The following is an 18,687-nucleotide window of genomic DNA, read 5'->3' on the forward strand; positions in this document are numbered from 1 at the left end:
GTGTCGGGCGTCAGCCCGCGGGCGCGGTGAACGCGGTGACGACCGGAAGCCGCCGCCGGTTCAGTAACCGGCCACCGGGTCGATGACACCGGCGAGCGGCTCGCCGGCCGCGAAGCGGGCGACATTGCCCGCGACGTGGTCGGCGAGGGCCCGCGGCAGCCCGGTCGCCGGGTTCGCCACGTGCGGGGTGATCAGCGCGTTGGGCAGTGTCCACAGCGGATGGCCGTCGGGCAGCGGCTCCGGGTCGGTGACGTCGAGGGCGGCGCCGCCGATCGTTCCCGCGCGCAGCGCGTCGACCAGTGCGTCGGTGTCGATCAGCGTCCCGCGTGCGACGTTCACGATCCACGACGACGGCGACATCTGCGCCAGCTCCGACCTACCGACCAGGTGTCGGGTCGCCGCGGTCGCGGGTGCCGCGATGACGAAATGGTCTGCGCGGGACCACACCTCGCCGACCCTGTCCGCGGGCAAGGTCTCGTCTGCGCCCGGCACCGGGACGCCCGAGCGGGTGACCGCGAGAATCCGGCACCGGGATGCGGCGAGGTACGGGATCAGGGCGCGGCCGATGCCGCCGCAGCCGACGATCGCCACGGTGGTGCCCTGCACGGTGCCCACCCGCGGGTCGAACTCGTCCTTGCGCCAGGACGTCGCGCTCAGCTGCTCGCGCAGCGACCGCACCCCGGCCAGCAGGGTCATCATGGTGTGCTCGGCGACGTTGCCCGAGTAGGCACCGGCCGCGGACGTCCAGGAACGGGCGGAATCCACGACGCCGGCCGCGAGCCACGGCTCGATGCCCGCGAACGGGAGCTGCACCCAGCGGACCGTGTCCGGCAGGGCGCCGGGAAACGTGTCGGGGCCCTGTGCCCAGACGACGGCCTCGGCCTCGTCGAGCGGGACCAGGACCCCGCCGCCTCGGCGGATTCCCTCGGCGAGAAAGGGATCCCCCTCGGGGCCGAGGTGGATTCGGGGTGCTGGGCGGGTCGGCATCGGTGACCTCTCGGTGCGGGTGGTGTGCGCGGGTCGGTGTGGAACCCGGCTACCGGGCCTTGGCGGCCAGCCGGCGCTCGCCGTGCGAGTCCCGGATGGCGTCGACGAGGGCGGACTTGCGTGCGGTGTACCGGTCCCGGAACTCGTCGCAGTCGTGGACGCCGTCGATGGTGGAGTCGGTGACGAAGCCGAAGAACGTGACCGCGGAGTCGACGACGGGGGCGGGCGCGAGGATCCGCAACTCGTTGACCAGTTCGTCCAGTTCGACGATGGCCTGGGCGAGGGCGCGCAGGCTCGGGTCGTCGGACTCGAGCGCGTGGACCAGGTCGGCCTCCGCGAGTACACCGCTGTCCACGTCGACGACGGCGTTGTGGGCGCGGTCCGTGGCGGCGAGGAAACGGACGTAGATCGAGCGCACCTGCGGGTCGGGCGCGGTGGGGGCCGCGACCGTCGCGGGCCGGCCGCGGCGGACCGCGAACACCCCGAGCAGCACCCCGACGACCATCGACGCCGGGACCGCCCACCACGGCGCGGTTCCGGAACTGAGGGCATCAACCAGCGAATTCACTTGCCAACCCTAACAATTGATCGGCAGGGATTCCGGTAGCGACATGTTTGCGCCGCCACCCTGTATGCAACCTGAAGGTTGCATGTCAGGGGAATTAGTGCAACCATTGAGTTGCAGTCAGAAGGTGGTCCCCCGAACAGGAGATTCGACATGACGAACACCCAGGCAGCAGTCGTCGACGCAGACCGGTACACGGTCAGTCGCACGGTCGTCGTGAACGCGCCCCGCGCCGCAGTGTGGCGGGCGCTCACCGACCCCGAACACATCGCGAAGTGGTTCGGGCAGACCGCCACCCTCGACGCGCTCGAGGTTGGTGCCCGGGGCAGCTTCGGCTGGCCCGACCACGGCGTCTTCCCGATGGTGGTCACCGAGGTCGCCGAGCCGGACCACTTTGCCTACCGGTGGTACACGCAGTCCGGCGAGTTCGACGTCGACCGCGCCACCGAGGCCCGGTTCACCCTCGTCGAGGAGGGTGCCACGACCGTGCTCACCGTCGTCGAAACCGGCTTCGACCGGATCAGCGACGACGAGGAGATCCGGCGCGGCCAGCTCGAGAGCAACCGGCAGGGCTGGGACGGCGAACTCGACGAGCTCGTCGCCTACCTGGAGGCGGTATCGGCATGAGGGTGGGGGAGTCGCCGACTGTGTCGCCGACGGCGGTGTTCGCAGTGCTTGCAGACGACACCCGGTGGGGCATCCTCGAACTGCTCGGCCGCGAGGATCTGTCCGCATCGGCGCTGGCCGATCGCCTGCCGGTGAGCCGGCAGGCCATCGCCAAGCACCTCGCGGCGCTCGAGGCGGCCGGACTGGTCGAACGGGTCCCGGTCGGGCGTGAGGTCCGTTACCGCGCGCTCGGCGCGGTCCTCAGCGCTGTGGGCCGTCGGCTCGAGTCCATCGGTGCACAGTGGGACGCCCGGCTCGCCGAGATCAAGCGGATTGCCGAGTCGCTGTAGCCGGCAACGGTTCAGGCGTCGCCGACGGCCTCGCGCAGGTAGGCGAGGTCCTCGGCGACGCCGTCCGCCGGGGTCTCGAGGATCACCGGCGCCTGCGCGGCCACCACCACCGCGGCGAGCACCTCCGCATCGATGGTGCCGTCGGCGAGGTTCGCGTGACGGTCGCGCGCGGAGTTGAACTCGTCGCGGGAGTTGTTCAGGTGCACCAGGTCGATACGCCCGGTGATCGCCTTGATCCGCTCCACCACGCCGACCAGTTCCTCGCCGCCCGCCCAGGCGTGGCAGGTGTCGAGGCAGAAGCCGGCGCCGAAGTCGCCGACCGCGTCCCAGAGACGGGCGATGTCGTCGAAGTGGCGGGCCATCGCCGCGTCCCCGCCCGCGGTGTTCTCGATCAGGATCGGCACCTCGAAGCCGCCCTTGTCGGCCTGCCGCTCGAACAGCTTGCGCCAGTTCGCGAACCCCTCCGCCGGGTCCTCGCCGTCACGCACGTGGCCGCCGTGCACCACCAGCCCGATCGCGCCGAGGTCCGCGGCCGCCTTGGCCTGCTGGGCGACGGCGTTGCGGGACGGGATGCGGATGCGGTTGTTCAGGCTCGCCACGTTGATGACGTAGGACGAGTGCACCACGACGTCGATCGGGCTGGCCCGGATCTGCTCCGCCCTGGGATGCTCGGTCACCTTGTTCCACTTCTGCGGATCCGTCAGGAACAGCTGGACCACGTCCGCGCCGAGCGCCTCGCCGGCGCCGATGGGGTCGTCGTCCTCGCGTACGTGTGCTCCGATGCGCATGGGTACAGCCTAGGACGAGGCATCGACAAGTACCTTCGGTGCGGGGATTCCCCCGATGCGAAAGATCAGGGGCTTCCCGGATGGCATCGTGGTGCGGGGACCGCAACGATGGGATGCGTTCGCATCCACGAGCCCGGCCCAGATCAGGACGAAAGGCAGTCATGAGCTCGCATGCCCTCGGCGCGACCACCGCGCCCACCACCACCGCCACGGTCGCGCGGGCGGTGAATCTGACCAAGACCTACGGCACGGGGGACACCCAGGTCACCGCCCTCGACGCGGTGACCGCCGACTTCGCCCGCGGCGAGTTCACCGCCATCATGGGCCCGTCGGGGTCCGGCAAGTCGACGCTCATGCACTGCCTCGCGGGCCTCGACGCGGCGACCTCGGGTTCGGTGCTCATCGGCGACACCGATCTGACCGGGCTGTCCGACAAGCAGATGACGGCGCTGCGCCGTGACCGGATCGGCTTCGTCTTCCAGGCGTTCAACCTGGTCCCCACGCTCACCGCGCTCGAGAACATCACCCTGCCGCTGGACATCGCCGGCCGTAAGGCCGACCAGGAGTGGCTCGACAGCGTGGTCACCCGGCTCGGGCTCCGGGACCGCCTCGACCACCGGCCCTCCGAGCTGTCCGGCGGCCAGCAGCAGCGTGTGGCCTGCGCCCGCGCACTGGCCGGCCGCCCGGAGATCATCTTCGGCGACGAGCCGACCGGCAACCTGGACTCGCACTCGTCGGGTGAGGTGCTAAGCATCCTGCGCGCCGCCGTCGACGAGTTCGGGCAGACGGTGGTCATCGTGACCCACGACCCGCGGGCCGCGAGCTACGCCGACCGGGTGGTGTTCCTGGCCGACGGCAAGGTGGTCGACGAGCTGCGCGACCCCACCGCCGAGTCGGTGCTCGACCGGATGAAGCGCCTGGACACGTCCGCCGTCCCCGTCACCGAGAAGGTCTGATCCGTGGCCTCACCCATGCGCAAGGTTTCTCTGCGGAACCTGGCCGCGCACAAGGTCCGCCTTGCCCTGACCGTGTTGGCGGTCGTGCTCGGTACCGCCTTCGTCTCCGGTTCCTTCATCTTCACCGACACCCTGCAGCGCACCTTCAACGGGCTGTTCGAGGACGCCGCGCAGGGCGTCGACGTCCGGGTCAGCAGCAACGAGACGGGCTCGAGCGGCGTCCCGCTCGCCGACGTCGCCACGGTCGAGGCGATCGACGGGGTCCGGACGGTGGTGCCCTCGGTGGACGGTCAGCTCGTGCTGCTCGGCTCCGACAAGAAGCCGGTGCAGACCGGCGGCGCGCCCAGCCTCGGCATGTCGTACATCCCGCCGGAGCGGGCGATCGCCAAGCCCGACACCTTCGTCGCCGGGACGCCCCCGTCTCGGCCGGGCGAGATCGCGCTCAACGAGGGCGGCGCCCGTAAGGCCGGGCTCGCGGCCGGCGACACCACTCAGGTGCTGGTCCCCTCGCACGGCGTCCTCGACGTCACCGTCTCCGGCATCTACCAGACCCCCACGGACTCCGGCGGATTCATCGGGGTGCTCTTCGACGACGCGCAGGCACGGGAGCTGTTCACCGACGGCGCCCACGCCGACTACCTCGACGTCGCGGGTACCGGATCCCAGGCCGACCTGCGGGATCGAGTGGCCGCGGCGCTGCCGGACCTGAAGGTGCAGACCGGCGACGAGGTTCGCGACGAGGTCAAGTCCCAGGTCACCTCGGCGCTGAGTTTCGTCAACTACTTCCTGCTGGCCTTCGGGGCGATCGCCCTGCTCGTCGGCACGTTCATCATCTACAACACCTTCTCGATGATCGTCGCCCAGCGCCTGCGCGAGTTGGCGCTGCTGCGGGCGGTCGGCGCCAGCCGCAAGCAGGTCGGCCAGTCGGTGGTACTCGAGGCGCTGGTGGTCGGCGTCCTCGGCAGCGCCCTGGGAATCGCGGCCGGCGTCGGGCTGGCATACGGGCTGCGCGGCCTGCTCAACTCCTTCGACGTGGGGCTGCCGTCGGGCTCGCTGGCGCTCGCGCCGCGCACCGTGATCGTCGCGCTGCTGGTCGGCGTGCTGGTCACCGTGGTCAGCGCCTACGCCCCCGCCCGGCGAGCGGCGAAGATCCCGCCGGTCGCGGCGATGCGCGAGGAGTTCGCCTCCACGGGTGACTCGCTGCGGGTCCGCACGCTGGTCGGTGCCGCACTCGCGGTCGTGGGAGTCGTGGCCCTGGTCGCCGGTTCGCGTGGCACCGGCGGCGGCGCCGCTGCGACCGTCGGCGTCGGGGCCGCGGCCCTGGTGTTCGCGGTGCTGCTGGCGGCGCCCGCCCTGTCCCTGCCCGTGGTCGGCGGTCTCGGCGCGGTGCTGGGCCGCCCGTTCGGCGCCGTCGGCAAGCTGGCCCGCACCAACTCGGTGCGCAACCCGCGACGGACGGCGGCGACGGCGTTCGCGCTGACGCTCGGCCTGATGCTGGTCTCGGTGATCGGCGTGTTCGGGTCGTCGGCGAAGGCCAGCGTCGACACGCTCGTGGACGCCGGGGTGCGCGCGGACTACATCCTGACCGGACCGCAGGCTATCGGCGTCCCGGTCGGTGCGGCGCCCGCCGTGGCGGCCCTGCCCGGGGTGTCCGACGCCGTCGCGCTGCACTTCACCTCGGTCAAGATCGACGACCGGGACGAGGTCGGCACCGGTGTCGGCGGCCAACTCGGCGGCGTCCTCGACTACACCCTCGAGCAGGGCAGCGCGGAGCTGTCGGGCGAGGGCATGCTGGCGTCCGCGACGTACGCGGGCAAGCACGGCTGGACCGTCGGGTCGCCGGTCACCATGACCAACCGGGACGGCGTCGAGGTGACTGTGCCGGTGACCGGCATCTACGCCGACAGCCAGATGCTCGGCAACTGGCTGGTGACCCAGAGCGTCTACGAGAAGCTGACGCCCCCGCAGATGCGGGCGGACTGGGCGGTGCTGGTCAAGGCGGCCCCGGGCACCGACGTCGCCGCGCTGCGGGCCGACCTCGAGAAGGCCACCGACCGGTACCTGGTGGTGCAGGTCCAGGACCGCGAGCAGTTCAAGGGCACCCAGGGCCAGCAGATCGACACGCTCCTCGCGGTGCTGTACGGGTTGCTGGCGTTGGCGGTGGTGATCGCGATCCTCGGGATCGTGAACACGCTGGCGCTGTCGGTGGTCGAGCGTCGCCGCGAGATCGGCATGCTCAGGGCGGTCGGCATGCAGCGGGCGCAGGTGCGCCGGACGATCTACCTGGAGTCGGTGCTGATCGCGGTGTTCGGCGCGGCGGTCGGGGTGCTGCTCGGACTCGCCTTCGGGTGGGGCTTCGTGAGCACCCTCGCCGACCAGGGTCTCAACGTCATCGCGGTGCCGTGGGGCCAGGTGGCGGCGATGCTGCTGGGTTCGGGCGTGGTGGGGGTGCTGGCCGCGCTGTGGCCGGCCGCCCGGGCCGCCCGCACCCGCCCGCTGGAGGCGATCGCCGGGCTCTGATCCACACCACCGAACGGGCGGTTGCCGGGGGAGACGTCGAGTGACGTACCCGGGAACCGCCCGTTCGTCGTTGTGGATCAGCGCGCGATGTCGACGACCAGGCGGGTCGGGTCGTCCAGCCGGGACACCGTGAACGGGTGACGCTCGCCGTCGAGGCCGACGAACGACTGCGTGGTGCCCTCGAACACGGTGCTGATCCGCGCCTGCGTGAGCCCGGTGGCCTCGCCGCCGGGCAGCGGGTTCGGGCCGCCGTACGGCGCGACGCCGGTGTCGAAGGGGTAGCCCGTGCCGGTGATCCGCACCTCGAGGAGCGAGCTCCCCGGGACGTCGAGCACGTCGCCGCTGCCGTCCTGGACGGCGTGGTCGACGTACTGCACGGCCCAGCCGGGGGCGCCGGTGCCGCCGAGCTCGTACACGACGCGGTCGAAGCCGGGGTGTGCGCCGATCCGCAGCCCGGTCACCGTCAGCAACGCGTCCGGGGAGGCATCGGCGCGCTCGGGTTCGGTGCCGCCGGTGGGCGCCGGGACGGTCGGCGTCGAGGTCGAGGGCGACCCCGAGACGACGGGCACCGGCACGGTCGCCGAGTTCGGGGCCGCGGTCTCGGTCCCGTTCGAGCAGCCGGTGAGGAGGAGGACGCCGGCCAGAACGGCCGCCGCCGCAGGGGCCAGGGACTTCTGCGGTTTCATTCGTCCAGGGTATTCACGCCCGGCACTTCCCCGGAGGAGTGGTCATTCCTCCGGCATCTCCGAGGAGTGGTGGTTGACGATCAGCCACTTGCCGTCCTGTTTCTGGTACACGAAGGTGAACCGGGCGTCGACGGTCTCCGGGACGTCCGTCTTGTGAAGCGTGAACCGGTAGACGCCGGCGTCGATCGCGTCGTCGGCGTCGAGAACGGTGACGACGGACTGTTGGATCACCGCGCTGGGCCGGACGGGCAGGAACCCGACGAAGTAGTCGACGATTCCGGCGTGGTCGGTGCGCACCTCGTTGGACAGCGTCGGGATGAGGACCGCGTCGGGGGCGTACAGCGCTGCCACGGTGTCCGGGTCACCGGTGGCGAGGGCGTCGTTCCATTCGGTGAACAGCCCCGTGATCTCGTCCGGCGAGGGCCGGGCCTCGGAAGCCGGATTCGAGCAGGCCGTGACGACGGCGAGTGGGACCGCGGTGATCGCGGCGAGTCGAACAGCGACGGCATTGCGCATGGTGCTGCCCTGAATTCCCCGTCGGCGCAGGGGCGCTCGACGAACGCTCGAAGGGTTCCCGCTGGCAGAGACAAGTGTAGCCAGCGGGGTGTCGCCGGAGGGTCTGAAACGTCAGCGGACGACCAGGTCGTGGTCGGTGGCGCTGAGGGTGATCGCGGCGATCTGCTTGCCGCGCATCCAGTCCCGGACGAACGCGTCGAGTGCCGGGTCGGACGCGCGGGCGGCGTATGCGTCGGCGGGAATCTCGACGGCGCCGACGAGGTGCCGGGGCTCGGCGTCGAGGCCGGCGCCGCGCGGTGTCATCCGCAGCCCGTCGGCGGTGTGCAGGACCACCGGCAGCGTCGTCCCGTCGGGCGCCGTCACCGTGGCGGGGCGAGTGGTCGCGGCCGGGTCGAAGTGGTCCACCGACAGGCGGTAGCCGGACGGTGCGGCGTGCTGGCCGACCGCGTCGAGCAGGCGCGGGTCGACGACCGTGTACGGGAAGCCGATGTCGATGAGGACCTGGCCGTCGATGGCGGCGTCCCGGGCGGGCAGGGTCGTCGAGAGGTTCCAGGGGGCGGGCGGCGCCAGGGTGTCTGCGGAGCGGTCCGCCGCGGAGTTGTCCAACGGGGTGCCCAGCGGGGCGGCGCCGGTGGGGGTGAAATCCCAGGAGTCTGCGCTCAGATCCTTGTGCCAGAAACCCGTTTCGCCGTCGCGGCTGCCCTCCACCCGCAGCTCACGGCGGCCCGGTCCGGGGCCGGTGGAGTGCACGCTGATCGCGGAGGTGATCTCGCCAGGGATCTTGGGCTGGTGTACCCAGTCCGGCGCGGGCAGCTGGATCGCGGCGGTGCTGCGGTCGAGGGTCTCGGCCACCAGGTTCGGTGCGGTCGGCTTGTCGGACTGGTCGTCCCAGCTGTAGCGGAAGAAGATCGAGTCCGAACCGGACGAGTCGAAATCGAATGTGCGGGTGTACATGTCGCCGTACTGGTTGGCGACGAACGTGGTCGACCCCGCCGCGGACAGCGAAGTGGACCGGAACCGGCCGCCGAGCGGTCCGCCGATCTCGTAACTGTCGTCGTTGGGGAGCCACGGATCCGCGTAGGTGATGCGGCTGCCGTCGCCGGTCAGTGTCGGCACCATGGTCATCTTCCCGTACCCGACGTAGTGGATGCGTCCGGCGATGTCGGTGAAGGTCTGGTTGTCCCATGGGGAGGAGATGCTCAGCGCCCAGCCGTTGGGCGTGGCACCGGGCAGTTGCCGGCCCGGTCCGATCCACAGCGGCGCTCCCCAGGCCGACGTCCAGTTCCACAGCACCGGGTGCTGGGAGGCGTTGTCCATCGTGTAGATCCAGCCGTTGTCGTCCACGGCGATCAGTTCGTCGTCGTCCAGCGAGATGGCGACCAGTCGCCCGCGCAGGCATTCCGGCATCGGCACGTACCGCCACGGCTCGGCCGCGGCGCCGGCGTCGGCTCGGGGACGGGTCAACAGATCGTGCCCGACCAGGGCGAAGTCCCAGAATCGGTTGAACTGCGTTGTCGGAGTGCGCAGTTCGATGCTCGTCGGAGCGTTCTGGCCGGTGAACGGGGGCAGATTCGTCAGCCCGGCCTGCCCGCCACCGGAAGGTGCGCCCGGGGGCAGTTGCGCGGTGCCGAACGGGACGCAGTCGGCTGGCCGGTTCGGCGGCGCGGCGACGGCGGTCGCCGGCCACAGCAGTCCGACCGCGACCACGGCTGCGATCGGTAGTAGGCGTGAACGATCTCGGCCGGCACCATAAGAGCTCACCGGTCGAGTGTCGCACGAGATTCGGTGGTCACCGGCTTTGTTGCCGGAGTGTCGAGCCGTCCGCGACCGCGACGCCGTTGATGCTGCCCACGACCCATCGCTGTCCGTCATGGCGCAGGGTGCTGACGCCGGCGTTGGCGATCCGCGGCGACCGGTGGGTGAGCAACGAGTCGAGGACCGTCCGGATCACACCGCCGTGGGTTACGACGACGATCGCGGACCCGGGGTGCTCGCGGGCGAGGTCGTCGATCTTCCGCAGCGCGCGCCGCCGCACCTCCGACCGCGGCTCGAGCCCGGGATACCGCCCGTGCGGCCAGCGGTCGTAGGCCTCGAAGTTGGTGCTGCCCTCGGCCTCCCCGAAGTGCCGTTCCGCCAGGTCCGAGTAGGTGGCGGCGCGTTCGAGTCCCAGATGGGTGCCGATGATGTCGGCGGTCTCGCCGGCGCGGGAGAGCGGCGAGCTGACCAACAGGTCCCAGTGCCTTCGGGCCAGGTCGATCCCGGCCAGGCCGGCCTGACGGCGACCGGTGTCGTTGAGCGGGATGTCGGAGGACCCCTGCAGTCTGCCGCGGCGGTTCCAGTCGGTCTCGCCGTGTCGCACCAGAGCCAAGTACGTCATAGTCGCCGCAGGTTAGCACCGGACATCGGCGACCGCCCGTGCGCCAGCCTCGGCCGGGTGTGAGAGCCGGCCTCGGGTCGTGGGCGCCGCCCGCGCGCCACACAGGCGAGTGACACGCGACTGCCCCCGTCCGTAGACGAGGGGCAGTCACCGAACACGGACGTGTCAGTTCTCGCAGGCGATTCCGTCGTTGTCGCGATCCAGGTGCGCGGCGTAGCCGGCCTCGCCGCGGTAGATCGGAGTGACGCCGGCATTGCGTGCCTCGGCGCAGTTCTTGTACGTCCGGTTCGGCTTCGCCTGCACGGGCGGCGCCGGGGCCGGGACCGGCGCGGGAGCGGGGGCGGCCTGGGGTGCCGGGGCCGGAAGCGGGGCCGGCAACGGCGGGAGGAACGGGGCCACGGAGTCGGCAGAGCCGCTCGGGATCAGGGCGACCACCTCGGCGGGGAGGAAGTCCGCGAGGGTGGACGCCGTCGCCGTCGTAGTGCCTGCCAGGGCTATTGATGCGCACCCGAGCAGTGCGAGGGCCAGCCGTCGAAGCTTCATGAACTCTCCAATTTCGTCGTTGGGTGGACCAGGAAGGGTATCCGGCATACCGATCGGTCTTCAATTCGTCTGCGGCGGTGGATACCGCGGCGAAAATGTCCGATTTCGTGCCAAGCTGTCAGCCATGGTGACCCGCATTCCCGAGACCCCGCGCCTGGTGAACACAGCCGAGCAGGCGGTATGGGAGGCGCTGCTGGGCCAACTCGGCGACGGCGACCTGGTGGTGGCGAACCAGCGCGTCACCGACCGGCAGAAGGACCACGAGATCGACTTCGTCGTCGCCATCGAGGGGCAGGGCATCGTCTGCCTCGAGGTCAAGGGCGGCGAGATCTGGCACGACGGGTCGAACTGGCTCCAGGACCGGCGCGGTCGGCCCACCCCGATCCACCCGGTGCGGCAGGTCCGCGAATCGTGCTACGCGCTCCGCAGATTCGTCGAGGACGATCCGCGCTGGAGCCAGGGCCGGCTGCACTGGGACCACATGGTGGTCTTCCCGAACTCCGAGATCGGTGCCGACTTCGCGTTGCCGGACTGCCCGCGCTGGAAGGTGGTCGACCGGTCTCAACTGGACCAGCTCGTGTCCAGGATGTGGAAGGTGTTGGTGGGCAACGAGATGGACCGGCCGGGGCTGACACCGCTCGGGGTGGAGCAGCTCGCCGACGCGCTCGCGGGCCGCGGACTTCCCCAGCGCGATGTGGTCTCCCGGTCGATCGCCCACGAGGAGGCGGCGAACGCGCTGTCCGCGGAGCAGGCCACGATTCTTCGCGCGACGGCGCTGCTCAATCGCGTCGAGGTGCGTGGCGGTGCGGGTAGCGGCAAGACGTTCCTCGCCGTCGAGCAGGCCAGGCGGCTGGCGAAGTCGGGGCAGCGGGTGGCGCTCATCTGTTACTCGCACGGCCTCGCCTCGTACCTCGGGCGCCTCGCGGAGACCTGGCCGCGGCGCGAGCGTCCGGCGTACGTCGGCGAGTTCCACGCGCTGGGCCAGCTGTGGGGCGCGCCCGAGGGGCCGGACGAATCCCTCCGCACCGCGGACACCGTCCGGTTCTGGGAGCAGGAACTGCCGCGCACCATGGCCGAACTCGCGGCGGCCCTGCCTCCCGGACAGCGGTTCGACTCGGTGGTGATCGACGAGGCGCAGGACTTCGCGGACGCCTGGTGGCAGCCCATCCTCGCGGCGCTCGAGGACGACGAGTCCGGCGGGATCTACGTCTTCAGCGACGAGGGCCAGCGGGTGTTCGACCGGCAGGGCGTGCCCCCGGTCCAGCTGGTGCCGCTGGTGCTCGACCACAACCTGCGCAACACCAGGCAGATCGCGGGCGCGTTCGTCCCGCTCGTCGGGCAGCGGATGCGGTTGCTCGGCGGGGAGGGCCCGGAGGTGCGGTTCGTGCCGTGCTCGGCGGCGGACGCGTTGGCGGTCGCGGACGACCAGGTGGACCTCCTCCTGGGCGACGGCTGGCGCCCCGAGGATCTGGCGCTGCTCGCCACCGGCAGCAGGCACCCCGAGCAGGTGGGCCGGCAGCGGGAGGGCAACGAGGCCTACTGGAAGAGCTTCTGGGACACCGAGCAGGTGTTCTACGGCCACGTCCTCGGGTTCAAGGGGCTCGAACGTGCGGCGGTGGTGTTGGCGGTGAACGAGGAAGTGGCACAGGAGCGTTCGAGGGAACGGCTGTACGTCGGGCTCTCCCGTGCGCGCGACCAGCTGGTGGTGTGCGGCGAACCGGCGCTGATCCGCGAGGTCGGTGGCGAGGAGCTGGCCCGCCGGCTGGGCCTCTAGGAGAGGGAGCGGGCCGTCACGCCCGGCGAATTTCTGGGACAGTGGTGGTCTGGGGCGCGGTGGCGGCGACCCGGAACAACGGGAGGGCGCGATGTCGGATGGCGTGCAGGGCCGTGGCGGCGAGACGGCCGCGCAGCGGCGTGAGCGCATCTCGCGGCAGGTTCGGCGGTGGTGCGAGCAGGCGCGAATCGAGGGCGGCCCAAGCGAGCTGTCCGACGACGCCGCGGTGCTGATCGCGGCCGGGTACCTCGACGAGCCCACCCGGCAGGTGCTGACCAACCGACGCCGCGCCGGTCGCGGTGTCCCCACGATCCTCGGGTTCACGCAGTTGCGCCTGCTGACCGACGAGCAGACGCGTCTCGAGCAGCGCGCGGCGCAGTCGCGCCCGGGTGCCGCCTCACTGGTGGCCGGGTACCGCGCGACGGAACTGGCCCGCCGCCTGCAGGCCGCGCGGTCTGCCGTGGTGATGTCCGGGGCGCACTACGCGAGCGGTGTGCGGGCCATCCGCCGGGACCGGCGCGACGGCATGCACCTCGAGCCGGCGCAGCGGGAGGCCCTGTTCGTGGCGTTGCAACGCACCCCCGCGTCGCTGCCCGGCGAGCGTCGCCCGGTCGAGCAGGTGCTGGGTGCCGCGTTCGGCGCGGCGGCCGACCGGATCGCGGCGCGGTCGGTGGGGACGGCACTGGCCGCGGCGAGCAAGCGGGCCGCGGAGGTGCTGGGGGCCGGATCGGACCTGGACGGCGAGCGGTTCGTGGACCCCGTCGATGCACTGCTGTTCCTCGCCGGCACGCTCTTCGACCGGATCGAGGGGTCCGCGGCCTGGCACTCCGAGCACTTCGCCGTCCAGCGGGTACAACTGGACCTGGCCGAGGAACTGACGCAGATCGCGGTGGACGCCGTCGCGCTGCGGGGGATCGGTGCCGAGCTGGCGGTGGCCCTGCGCTCGGCCCGCGTCGAGGCCGCCCGGGATCAGATCCAGGCCAGGCAGCGGGCGCTCGAACCCGTCTGGGACCAGCTGGTGGAGCGGGTGGCGGCGTTGGCCCGGATCGGCGACCTGCTGGGCCAGGCCGAGGACCAGTTGCGGTCGATGGCGGCGGTGGAGCGGACCCTGAGCCTGGACTCCCGGATCGACGACCTCATCGCCCGGTCCGGGAACCGGGAGCTGTCCGCGCAGAACACCCACCACGTCGGGGACCAGTTCGGCGAGGTCGAGGCGTTGATGCTCGGCTACCAGGACGTGCTCTACGGCGACATCCTGGCGTTGACCACCCGGTCGCGGCCCGGCGGGGGTTCGGCGTAGCCGTCAGTCCTGCGCGCCGACCAGACGCAGGGCAAGTTCCGAGTACAGGTCGGCGACGGCCTCGGGTTCGGTGATGCCGCCGCTGGGGAACCAGCGGCACACGTCCACGCACAGCGAGTTGATCGCCAGGGTGACGCCCTCCACGTCGGGCACCACGAAGCTGCCGTCCTCCGCACCGGCCCGCACGATGCGCTTGACGATTCGGCTGATGTCGCGGCGCAGGCCGATGACCGTGCGGTAGTGCTCCGGCGAGAGTGCGGTCAGTTCGTACTGGACGACCCGTCCGCGGGCATGGTGGGTGGCGTGCCAGCCGCTGAACGCGCCCACCACTGACCGCAGCCGGACCGACGGCGAATCGTCCACGTGGTCGGCGGCGGTCAGCACTTCCACGCACCGGACGTGGCCCTCGTAGGTGATCGCGTAGAGCAGCTCTTCCTTGGACTTGTAGTGCGGGTACATGGCGGCGGGGCTGAGGCCCAGGCGGGCGGCGATGTCGCGGGTGGTGGTGCCGCCGTAGCCCTTCTCGGCGAACGCCTCGATCGCGGCGGCCCGGATGCGGGCGGCGGCCTTGGAGGTGCTCAGCACGCCGTCGTCCAGCGTCGTCATCGATGCCTCCCGTTCTCGCTCGTGTCCGGTGTGCGGCTCCTTGACAACGCCCATCGGCCCGGTCAGTATAAGCATGCGCTTAGATTATGAGCGAATGCTTATTTTCTGACGGGCTGGACCCGTAACCGGTTCCTCGAGCCCAGGTAAGCCCGGCCCTCGATCTGACACAGAAGGCACACCATGAACCTGAAACTCACCGACGAGGAACTGGCGTTCCGCGACGAGATGCGGACGTTCTTCACCACCCAGGTCCCCGCGGAGGTTCGCGAGCGGACCCTTGCGGGCACGCTGACCAGCGAGGACTTCGTCACCGCCCAGCAGGCACTCAATGCCGCCGGACTCGCGGTGCCGAACTGGCCGACCGAGTGGGGCGGCCGGGACTGGACTCCCGTGCAGCACCACATCTGGCTCGACGAGATGCAGCTCGCCTCGGTGCCGGACCCGCTGGCCTTCAACGCCAACATGGTCGGCCCGGTGATCGCGGCCTTCGGTTCGCAGGAGCAGAAGGAGAAGTTCCTCCCCCCGACCGCCAACCTCGACATCTGGTGGTGCCAGGGCTTCTCCGAGCCCGAGGCCGGCTCGGACCTGGCCTCGCTCAAGACCAGCGCGGTCCGCGACGGCGACGACTACATCGTCAACGGCCAGAAGACCTGGACCACCTTGGCCCAGCATGCCGACTGGATCTTCTGCCTGGTGCGCACCGACCCGAACGCGCCCAAGCGGCAGGCCGGCATCTCCTTCCTGCTGATCGACATGAAGACGCCGGGTGTCACGGTCCGCCCGATCAAGCTGATCGACGGCGGCTACGAGGTCAACGAGGTGTGGTTCGAGGACGTCCGCGTCCCCGCCGAGAACCTTGTCGGCGAGGAGAACGCCGGCTGGGGCTACGCGAAGTTCCTGCTCGGCAACGAGCGCACCGGCGTCACCCGGGTGGGGTCGTCGAAGGTGCGCCTCGCACAGGCCAAGGAACTGGCCGCGCAGACCAAGATCGGGGAGGGCATCCTCCTCGAGGACCCGCTGTTCGCCGCCCGCCTCGCCGAGTTGGAGAACGAGCTGGTCGCGCTCGAGCTCACCCAGTTGCGTGTCGTCGCGGGTTCTGCCGACGGCAAGCCGAACCCGGCGTCGTCGTTGCTCAAGCTTCGTGGCTCCGAGCTGCAGCAGGCCGCCACCGAGATCCTGATGGATGTGGCCGGCCCGGATTCGCTGCCGTTCGAGGCGGCCGACATCGCCTCGCCGGCCTGGGCACAGCACGCCACCCCGACCTTCCTGAACTACCGCAAGGTATCCATCTACAGCGGATCGAGCGAGGTGCAGCGCACCATCATCGCCTCCTCGATCCTCGGATTGTGAGGCGCAGCCATGGATTTCGAACTCAATGACGAACAGGGCATGCTGCGCGACACGACCCGTGAGTTGCTGGGCCGCAGCTACGACGCCGAGAAGCGCAACGCCGTCATCGCCACCGACCTCGGCTGGAGCCAGGACGTGTGGAAGAACTTCGCCGAGATCGGCCTGCTCGGGCTGCCGTTCGCCGAGGCGGACGGCGGAATGGGTGCCGGACCGGTCGAGACGATGGCCGTGATGAACGAGATCGGCCGCTCGCTGGCGCCGGAACCGTACCTCGACGCGGTGCTCGTCCCCGGCGGGTTGATCGCCGAGGTCGGTTCCGCCGAGCAGCGGGCCGCAGTCCTGCCGACGCTGAGCGAGGGCGGCATCCTGCTCGCCTTCGCGCACGACGAGCCGGGTACCCGCTGGCCGGCGGCGGCCGTCAGCACCACGGCGACCCCGAAGGGCGACGGCTGGATCCTCAACGGCCGCAAGAACCCGGTGCTGCACGGCGACTGCGCCGACATCCTCGTGGTCAGCGCGGCCCTGCCGGACGGCGGCGTCGGCCTGTTCCTGGTCAACGTCGACGCCGACGGCGTCACCCGGACCAAGTACGCCACCCACGACGGACTGCGCGGCGCGCAGGTCGACCTCGTGGAGGCGCCGGCCAAGGCGCTCGGCGACGGGAGCGACGCGTCGGCGGCCATCACCGCGGCGCAGGTCCGCGCCCAGGCCGCACTGTGCGCGGAGGCCGTCGGAGCCATGTCCGAGGCACTGCGTCTGACCACCGAATACCTCAAGCAGCGCAAGCAGTTCGGGGTCCCGCTGGCCAAGTTCCAGACGCTGACCCAGCGCGCCGCCGACATGTATGTTCGGCTCGAGCTGGCCAGCAGCATGAGCCTGTACGCGACGATGTCGCTGGCCGACGGGGTCGTCGACCCGATCGTCGCCTCGCGGGCCAAGCTTCAGATCGGCCGCGTGGCGCGGGAGATCGGCGCCGAGGCGATCCAGATGCACGGCGGTATCGGAATGACGGCTGAATACCCGGTCGGACACTACGTCTCGCGTCTGATCGCCATCGACCACACGCTGGGCAGCGCCGACGACCACCTGCGGGTACTCGCCGGACAGGTCGCGAGCTACGACAAGGTCGACATCTCGTAACTGCTCGACTCGTCGGTACCGGAGTACCGAGCCAGGCCCCGCCGACCAGCACGGTCGGCGGGGCCTCACGTTTTGGTCCGCCTCGCCCCGTCGCGCCTCCGCCGATCTCCGCCCGAACGGCCCTATCCTCTTTACGGAAACTTTAGCGACGACTGGTACATCGAGAATTCACGTCAGGTGCACGCGGGTGGGCAACGCGAATTGCGGATTCTCGCGAAGGGAACATCCATGAACATCCGTGCGGGACTCAGGGTCCTCTGCCTGGGCGTGTTTCTCGTCGGGCTGGTGGGCGCCGGCGTGGCGATCTATAACCTCGACGCCGTGACGACGGTGCTCTCGCTGATCGTGGCGTCGGTGTCGGGGCTGTACCTGCTGAAGATGCGCGCCCAGGCGCAGGGCAGGCTGGACCGGTCCGCCTGAGCGGTGTCCGGCGGGTGCGCGCGTGGGGATACCGCGTTGTGCCGCCCGTCACCCCGCGGTCACGCGGGCGGGTTCGACGATGATCGAGAAATGGGCGAACTCGATCTCGTCGACCACCGCGCCGAGGACGTCCCGAGACCGGCGCGCCCCCGAACGCTTGCCGGCCAGGACCTCGAAGGCGTCGGCGACCTCCTGCAGTAGATAGGGCGCGGCGACAATCCGGCCGAAGTGGTTCATCGCAACCAACGAGACGCTGTCCTTCATCGCCGCCAGTCGCGCGGTGCTCGCCGCGAAGTCCGCGAGATCCGATTCGGGTTCGTGCGCGTAGATAGGCCCGGAGTTGACGGTGTCACCGCCGAACAGGATCCCGCTCGCGGAGTCGTGCAGGCAGATGCTGTCCGGGGTGTGGCCGGGAGTGTGCAGCACCGTCACGGTGCGCCCGCCGAGGTCAAGGGTGTCGCCGTCGCCGACTGTCTCGGTGGGCGCCGGGGGAGCGACGCGCCAGGATCGCCGCACGACACCGGCCGGCGGGCGGCAGGGAGTGCTGTCGGCATCGAGCAGGTGCAGGTAGTCGCGGTCGACGCCGCGGACGGACTCCGACGCACGCACCATTCGATCGGTGTGGGCGAGATAGGTGTCCAGCACATGAGAGGGCGCCGGGACAGCGAGCGCGTCGACGCCGGTCGGGTGGATCGCCACCCGGTCGAACTCGTGATTGCCGCCGACGTGGTCGAAGTGCGCGTGCGAGTTGACCACCCGTACCGGTAGGGCAGTAAGCGACTCGACGACGGGGCGAAGGGGGACGAACCCCATGCCGGTGTCGAACAGCAGGGCCTGTTCGGTGCCGACGATCAGCCACAGGCTGACGTGCCCTGGTTCGGTGATGCTCCAGACCCCGCGTGCGATCTGGGAGATTCGGTGCCAAGTCGTCATGGGACTGCCTCGCCTGTCTCCGTGCGAATGCGCTGGACTCCATCATCGCCCTCTGTGGACCCGAAATGCCAGGTTCGCAAGGCGTCCGGAGTGAGGAATGGCGCCTTGACCAGGCGATTTGGCGAAGCGCGATCTACTCGCGTAACTTATTCCAAGTCAGAGCGACACGGACACCGACCCGGACCGAGAGGTGCGGGACACGAGGTAGGACGAAGTCGGAGACAATCCCACCAGCCAGAGAATGCGGGTTTGCGCCCGCCGCTTCGATGG

General features: G+C 70.6%; 19 protein-coding genes. 9 read left to right on the forward strand and 10 right to left on the reverse strand.

The features are described 5' to 3' along the window. Positions 1 to 60: 60 nt before the first annotated feature. Both RT2_RS17335 and RT2_RS17340 read right to left on the reverse strand, forming a co-directional pair. Complete coding sequence (locus RT2_RS17335; protein WP_072846036.1) at positions 61 to 987, reverse strand: D-isomer specific 2-hydroxyacid dehydrogenase family protein; 927 nt, start codon at positions 985 to 987, stop codon at positions 61 to 63. Positions 988 to 1,036: 49 nt separating this feature from the next. Continuing rightward, positions 1,037 to 1,555, reverse strand: a complete 519-nt coding sequence (locus tag RT2_RS17340) for a hypothetical protein (RefSeq protein ID WP_072846037.1) — start codon at positions 1,553 to 1,555, stop codon at positions 1,037 to 1,039. Positions 1,556 to 1,705: 150 nt separating this feature from the next. On the opposite strand from RT2_RS17340, the gene RT2_RS17345 reads away from it, so the two are divergent. Both RT2_RS17345 and RT2_RS17350 read left to right on the forward strand, forming a co-directional pair. Beyond that, positions 1,706 to 2,179 (forward strand): SRPBCC family protein, encoded by a 474-nt coding sequence (locus RT2_RS17345; RefSeq protein ID WP_072846038.1) that lies wholly within the window; start codon positions 1,706 to 1,708, stop codon positions 2,177 to 2,179. Continuing rightward, entirely contained in the window at positions 2,176 to 2,508 is a 333-nt protein-coding gene (locus tag RT2_RS17350; RefSeq protein ID WP_072846039.1) for an ArsR/SmtB family transcription factor, read from the forward strand. Before RT2_RS17345 ends, RT2_RS17350 begins: the two co-directional genes overlap by 4 nt. A gap of 11 nt (positions 2,509 to 2,519) precedes the next feature. On the opposite strand, the gene RT2_RS17355 is transcribed toward RT2_RS17350, so the two are convergent. After that, a complete protein-coding gene (locus tag RT2_RS17355) occupies positions 2,520 to 3,296 on the reverse strand; it encodes a deoxyribonuclease IV (protein ID WP_072846040.1) in 777 nt (258 codons plus the stop codon). A 161-nt stretch (positions 3,297 to 3,457) separates the two neighbouring features. Here RT2_RS17355 and RT2_RS17360 point away from each other — a divergent pair, with 161 nt between their 5' ends. Both RT2_RS17360 and RT2_RS17365 read left to right on the forward strand, forming a co-directional pair. Continuing rightward, entirely contained in the window at positions 3,458 to 4,252 is a 795-nt protein-coding gene (locus tag RT2_RS17360; protein WP_072846041.1) for an ABC transporter ATP-binding protein, read from the forward strand. A gap of 15 nt (positions 4,253 to 4,267) precedes the next feature. Continuing rightward, the gene (locus tag RT2_RS17365; RefSeq protein WP_072846042.1) at positions 4,268 to 6,772 is read left to right on the forward strand and encodes an ABC transporter permease; all 2,505 of its coding nucleotides are present in this window, start codon (positions 4,268 to 4,270) and stop codon (positions 6,770 to 6,772) included. 77 nt (positions 6,773 to 6,849) lie between these two features. On the opposite strand, the gene RT2_RS17370 is transcribed toward RT2_RS17365, so the two are convergent. From RT2_RS17370 to RT2_RS17390, 5 genes are all read right to left on the reverse strand, one after another. Further along, positions 6,850 to 7,458, reverse strand: a complete 609-nt coding sequence (locus tag RT2_RS17370; RefSeq protein WP_072846043.1) for an AMIN-like domain-containing (lipo)protein — start codon at positions 7,456 to 7,458, stop codon at positions 6,850 to 6,852. Positions 7,459 to 7,500: 42 nt separating this feature from the next. Beyond that, the gene (locus RT2_RS17375; RefSeq protein WP_072846044.1) at positions 7,501 to 7,974 is read right to left on the reverse strand and encodes an SgcJ/EcaC family oxidoreductase; all 474 of its coding nucleotides are present in this window, start codon (positions 7,972 to 7,974) and stop codon (positions 7,501 to 7,503) included. A gap of 111 nt (positions 7,975 to 8,085) precedes the next feature. Further along, complete coding sequence (locus RT2_RS17380; RefSeq protein WP_371851181.1) at positions 8,086 to 9,735, reverse strand: hypothetical protein; 1,650 nt, start codon at positions 9,733 to 9,735, stop codon at positions 8,086 to 8,088. 28 nt (positions 9,736 to 9,763) lie between these two features. Further along, complete coding sequence (locus RT2_RS17385) at positions 9,764 to 10,351, reverse strand: histidine phosphatase family protein (RefSeq protein ID WP_072846045.1); 588 nt, start codon at positions 10,349 to 10,351, stop codon at positions 9,764 to 9,766. 165 nt (positions 10,352 to 10,516) lie between these two features. Then, positions 10,517 to 10,894 (reverse strand): excalibur calcium-binding domain-containing protein, encoded by a 378-nt coding sequence (locus tag RT2_RS17390; protein ID WP_072846046.1) that lies wholly within the window; start codon positions 10,892 to 10,894, stop codon positions 10,517 to 10,519. A gap of 124 nt (positions 10,895 to 11,018) precedes the next feature. Between RT2_RS17390 and RT2_RS17395 the strand changes: the two genes are divergently transcribed. Both RT2_RS17395 and RT2_RS17400 read left to right on the forward strand, forming a co-directional pair. Continuing rightward, positions 11,019 to 12,668 carry an NERD domain-containing protein gene (locus RT2_RS17395; RefSeq protein WP_072846047.1) on the forward strand — a complete coding sequence of 550 codons (1,650 nt, stop codon included), beginning with the start codon at positions 11,019 to 11,021 and terminating at the stop codon, positions 12,666 to 12,668. Between the two features lie 91 nt (positions 12,669 to 12,759). Beyond that, the gene (locus RT2_RS17400) at positions 12,760 to 13,968 is read left to right on the forward strand and encodes a hypothetical protein (protein WP_072846048.1); all 1,209 of its coding nucleotides are present in this window, start codon (positions 12,760 to 12,762) and stop codon (positions 13,966 to 13,968) included. A gap of 3 nt (positions 13,969 to 13,971) precedes the next feature. Here the strand turns inward: RT2_RS17400 and RT2_RS17405 are convergent, their stop codons facing one another. Further along, positions 13,972 to 14,574, reverse strand: a complete 603-nt coding sequence (locus RT2_RS17405; protein WP_072846065.1) for a TetR/AcrR family transcriptional regulator — start codon at positions 14,572 to 14,574, stop codon at positions 13,972 to 13,974. 180 nt (positions 14,575 to 14,754) lie between these two features. Between RT2_RS17405 and RT2_RS17410 the strand changes: the two genes are divergently transcribed. The 3 genes from RT2_RS17410 (at position 14,755) to RT2_RS17420 (ending at position 17,484) form a co-directional block, all read left to right on the forward strand. After that, positions 14,755 to 15,924 (forward strand): acyl-CoA dehydrogenase family protein, encoded by a 1,170-nt coding sequence (locus RT2_RS17410; protein ID WP_072846049.1) that lies wholly within the window; start codon positions 14,755 to 14,757, stop codon positions 15,922 to 15,924. 9 nt (positions 15,925 to 15,933) lie between these two features. Further along, entirely contained in the window at positions 15,934 to 17,064 is a 1,131-nt protein-coding gene (locus tag RT2_RS17415; RefSeq protein WP_072846050.1) for an acyl-CoA dehydrogenase family protein, read from the forward strand. Positions 17,065 to 17,292: 228 nt separating this feature from the next. Continuing rightward, positions 17,293 to 17,484, forward strand: a complete 192-nt coding sequence (locus RT2_RS17420) for a hypothetical protein (protein WP_072846066.1) — start codon at positions 17,293 to 17,295, stop codon at positions 17,482 to 17,484. 48 nt (positions 17,485 to 17,532) lie between these two features. On the opposite strand, the gene RT2_RS17425 is transcribed toward RT2_RS17420, so the two are convergent. After that, positions 17,533 to 18,417, reverse strand: coding sequence for an MBL fold metallo-hydrolase (locus RT2_RS17425; protein ID WP_072846051.1), 885 nt, complete (start codon positions 18,415 to 18,417; stop codon positions 17,533 to 17,535). Between the last annotated feature and the right edge of the window lie 270 nt (positions 18,418 to 18,687).

This window comes from Rhodococcus tukisamuensis NBRC 100609, from assembly GCF_001894985.1.
Taxonomy (GTDB): Bacteria; Actinomycetota; Actinomycetes; order Mycobacteriales; family Mycobacteriaceae; genus Rhodococcus_G; species Rhodococcus_G tukisamuensis.

Excerpts from the sequence above, each read along its gene's own strand:
- RT2_RS17335 (WP_072846036.1), bottom strand. The coding sequence starts at position 987 with ATGCCGACCCGCCCAGCACCCCGAATCCACCTCGGCCCCGAGGGGGAT.
- RT2_RS17345 (WP_072846038.1), top strand. The coding sequence starts at position 1,706 with ATGACGAACACCCAGGCAGCAGTCGTCGACGCAGACCGGTACACGGTC.
- RT2_RS17350 (WP_072846039.1), top strand. The coding sequence starts at position 2,176 with ATGAGGGTGGGGGAGTCGCCGACTGTGTCGCCGACGGCGGTGTTCGCA.
- RT2_RS17355 (WP_072846040.1), bottom strand. The coding sequence starts at position 3,296 with ATGCGCATCGGAGCACACGTACGCGAGGACGACGACCCCATCGGCGCC.
- RT2_RS17360 (WP_072846041.1), top strand. The coding sequence starts at position 3,458 with ATGAGCTCGCATGCCCTCGGCGCGACCACCGCGCCCACCACCACCGCC.
- RT2_RS17365 (WP_072846042.1), top strand. The coding sequence starts at position 4,268 with ATGCGCAAGGTTTCTCTGCGGAACCTGGCCGCGCACAAGGTCCGCCTT.
- RT2_RS17370 (WP_072846043.1), bottom strand. The coding sequence starts at position 7,458 with ATGAAACCGCAGAAGTCCCTGGCCCCTGCGGCGGCGGCCGTTCTGGCC.
- RT2_RS17375 (WP_072846044.1), bottom strand. The coding sequence starts at position 7,974 with ATGCGCAATGCCGTCGCTGTTCGACTCGCCGCGATCACCGCGGTCCCA.
- RT2_RS17385 (WP_072846045.1), bottom strand. The coding sequence starts at position 10,351 with ATGACGTACTTGGCTCTGGTGCGACACGGCGAGACCGACTGGAACCGC.
- RT2_RS17390 (WP_072846046.1), bottom strand. The coding sequence starts at position 10,894 with ATGAAGCTTCGACGGCTGGCCCTCGCACTGCTCGGGTGCGCATCAATA.
- RT2_RS17395 (WP_072846047.1), top strand. The coding sequence starts at position 11,019 with ATGGTGACCCGCATTCCCGAGACCCCGCGCCTGGTGAACACAGCCGAG.
- RT2_RS17400 (WP_072846048.1), top strand. The coding sequence starts at position 12,760 with ATGTCGGATGGCGTGCAGGGCCGTGGCGGCGAGACGGCCGCGCAGCGG.
- RT2_RS17405 (WP_072846065.1), bottom strand. The coding sequence starts at position 14,574 with ATGACGACGCTGGACGACGGCGTGCTGAGCACCTCCAAGGCCGCCGCC.
- RT2_RS17410 (WP_072846049.1), top strand. The coding sequence starts at position 14,755 with ATGAACCTGAAACTCACCGACGAGGAACTGGCGTTCCGCGACGAGATG.
- RT2_RS17415 (WP_072846050.1), top strand. The coding sequence starts at position 15,934 with ATGGATTTCGAACTCAATGACGAACAGGGCATGCTGCGCGACACGACC.
- RT2_RS17420 (WP_072846066.1), top strand. The coding sequence starts at position 17,293 with ATGAACATCCGTGCGGGACTCAGGGTCCTCTGCCTGGGCGTGTTTCTC.
- RT2_RS17425 (WP_072846051.1), bottom strand. The coding sequence starts at position 18,417 with ATGACGACTTGGCACCGAATCTCCCAGATCGCACGCGGGGTCTGGAGC.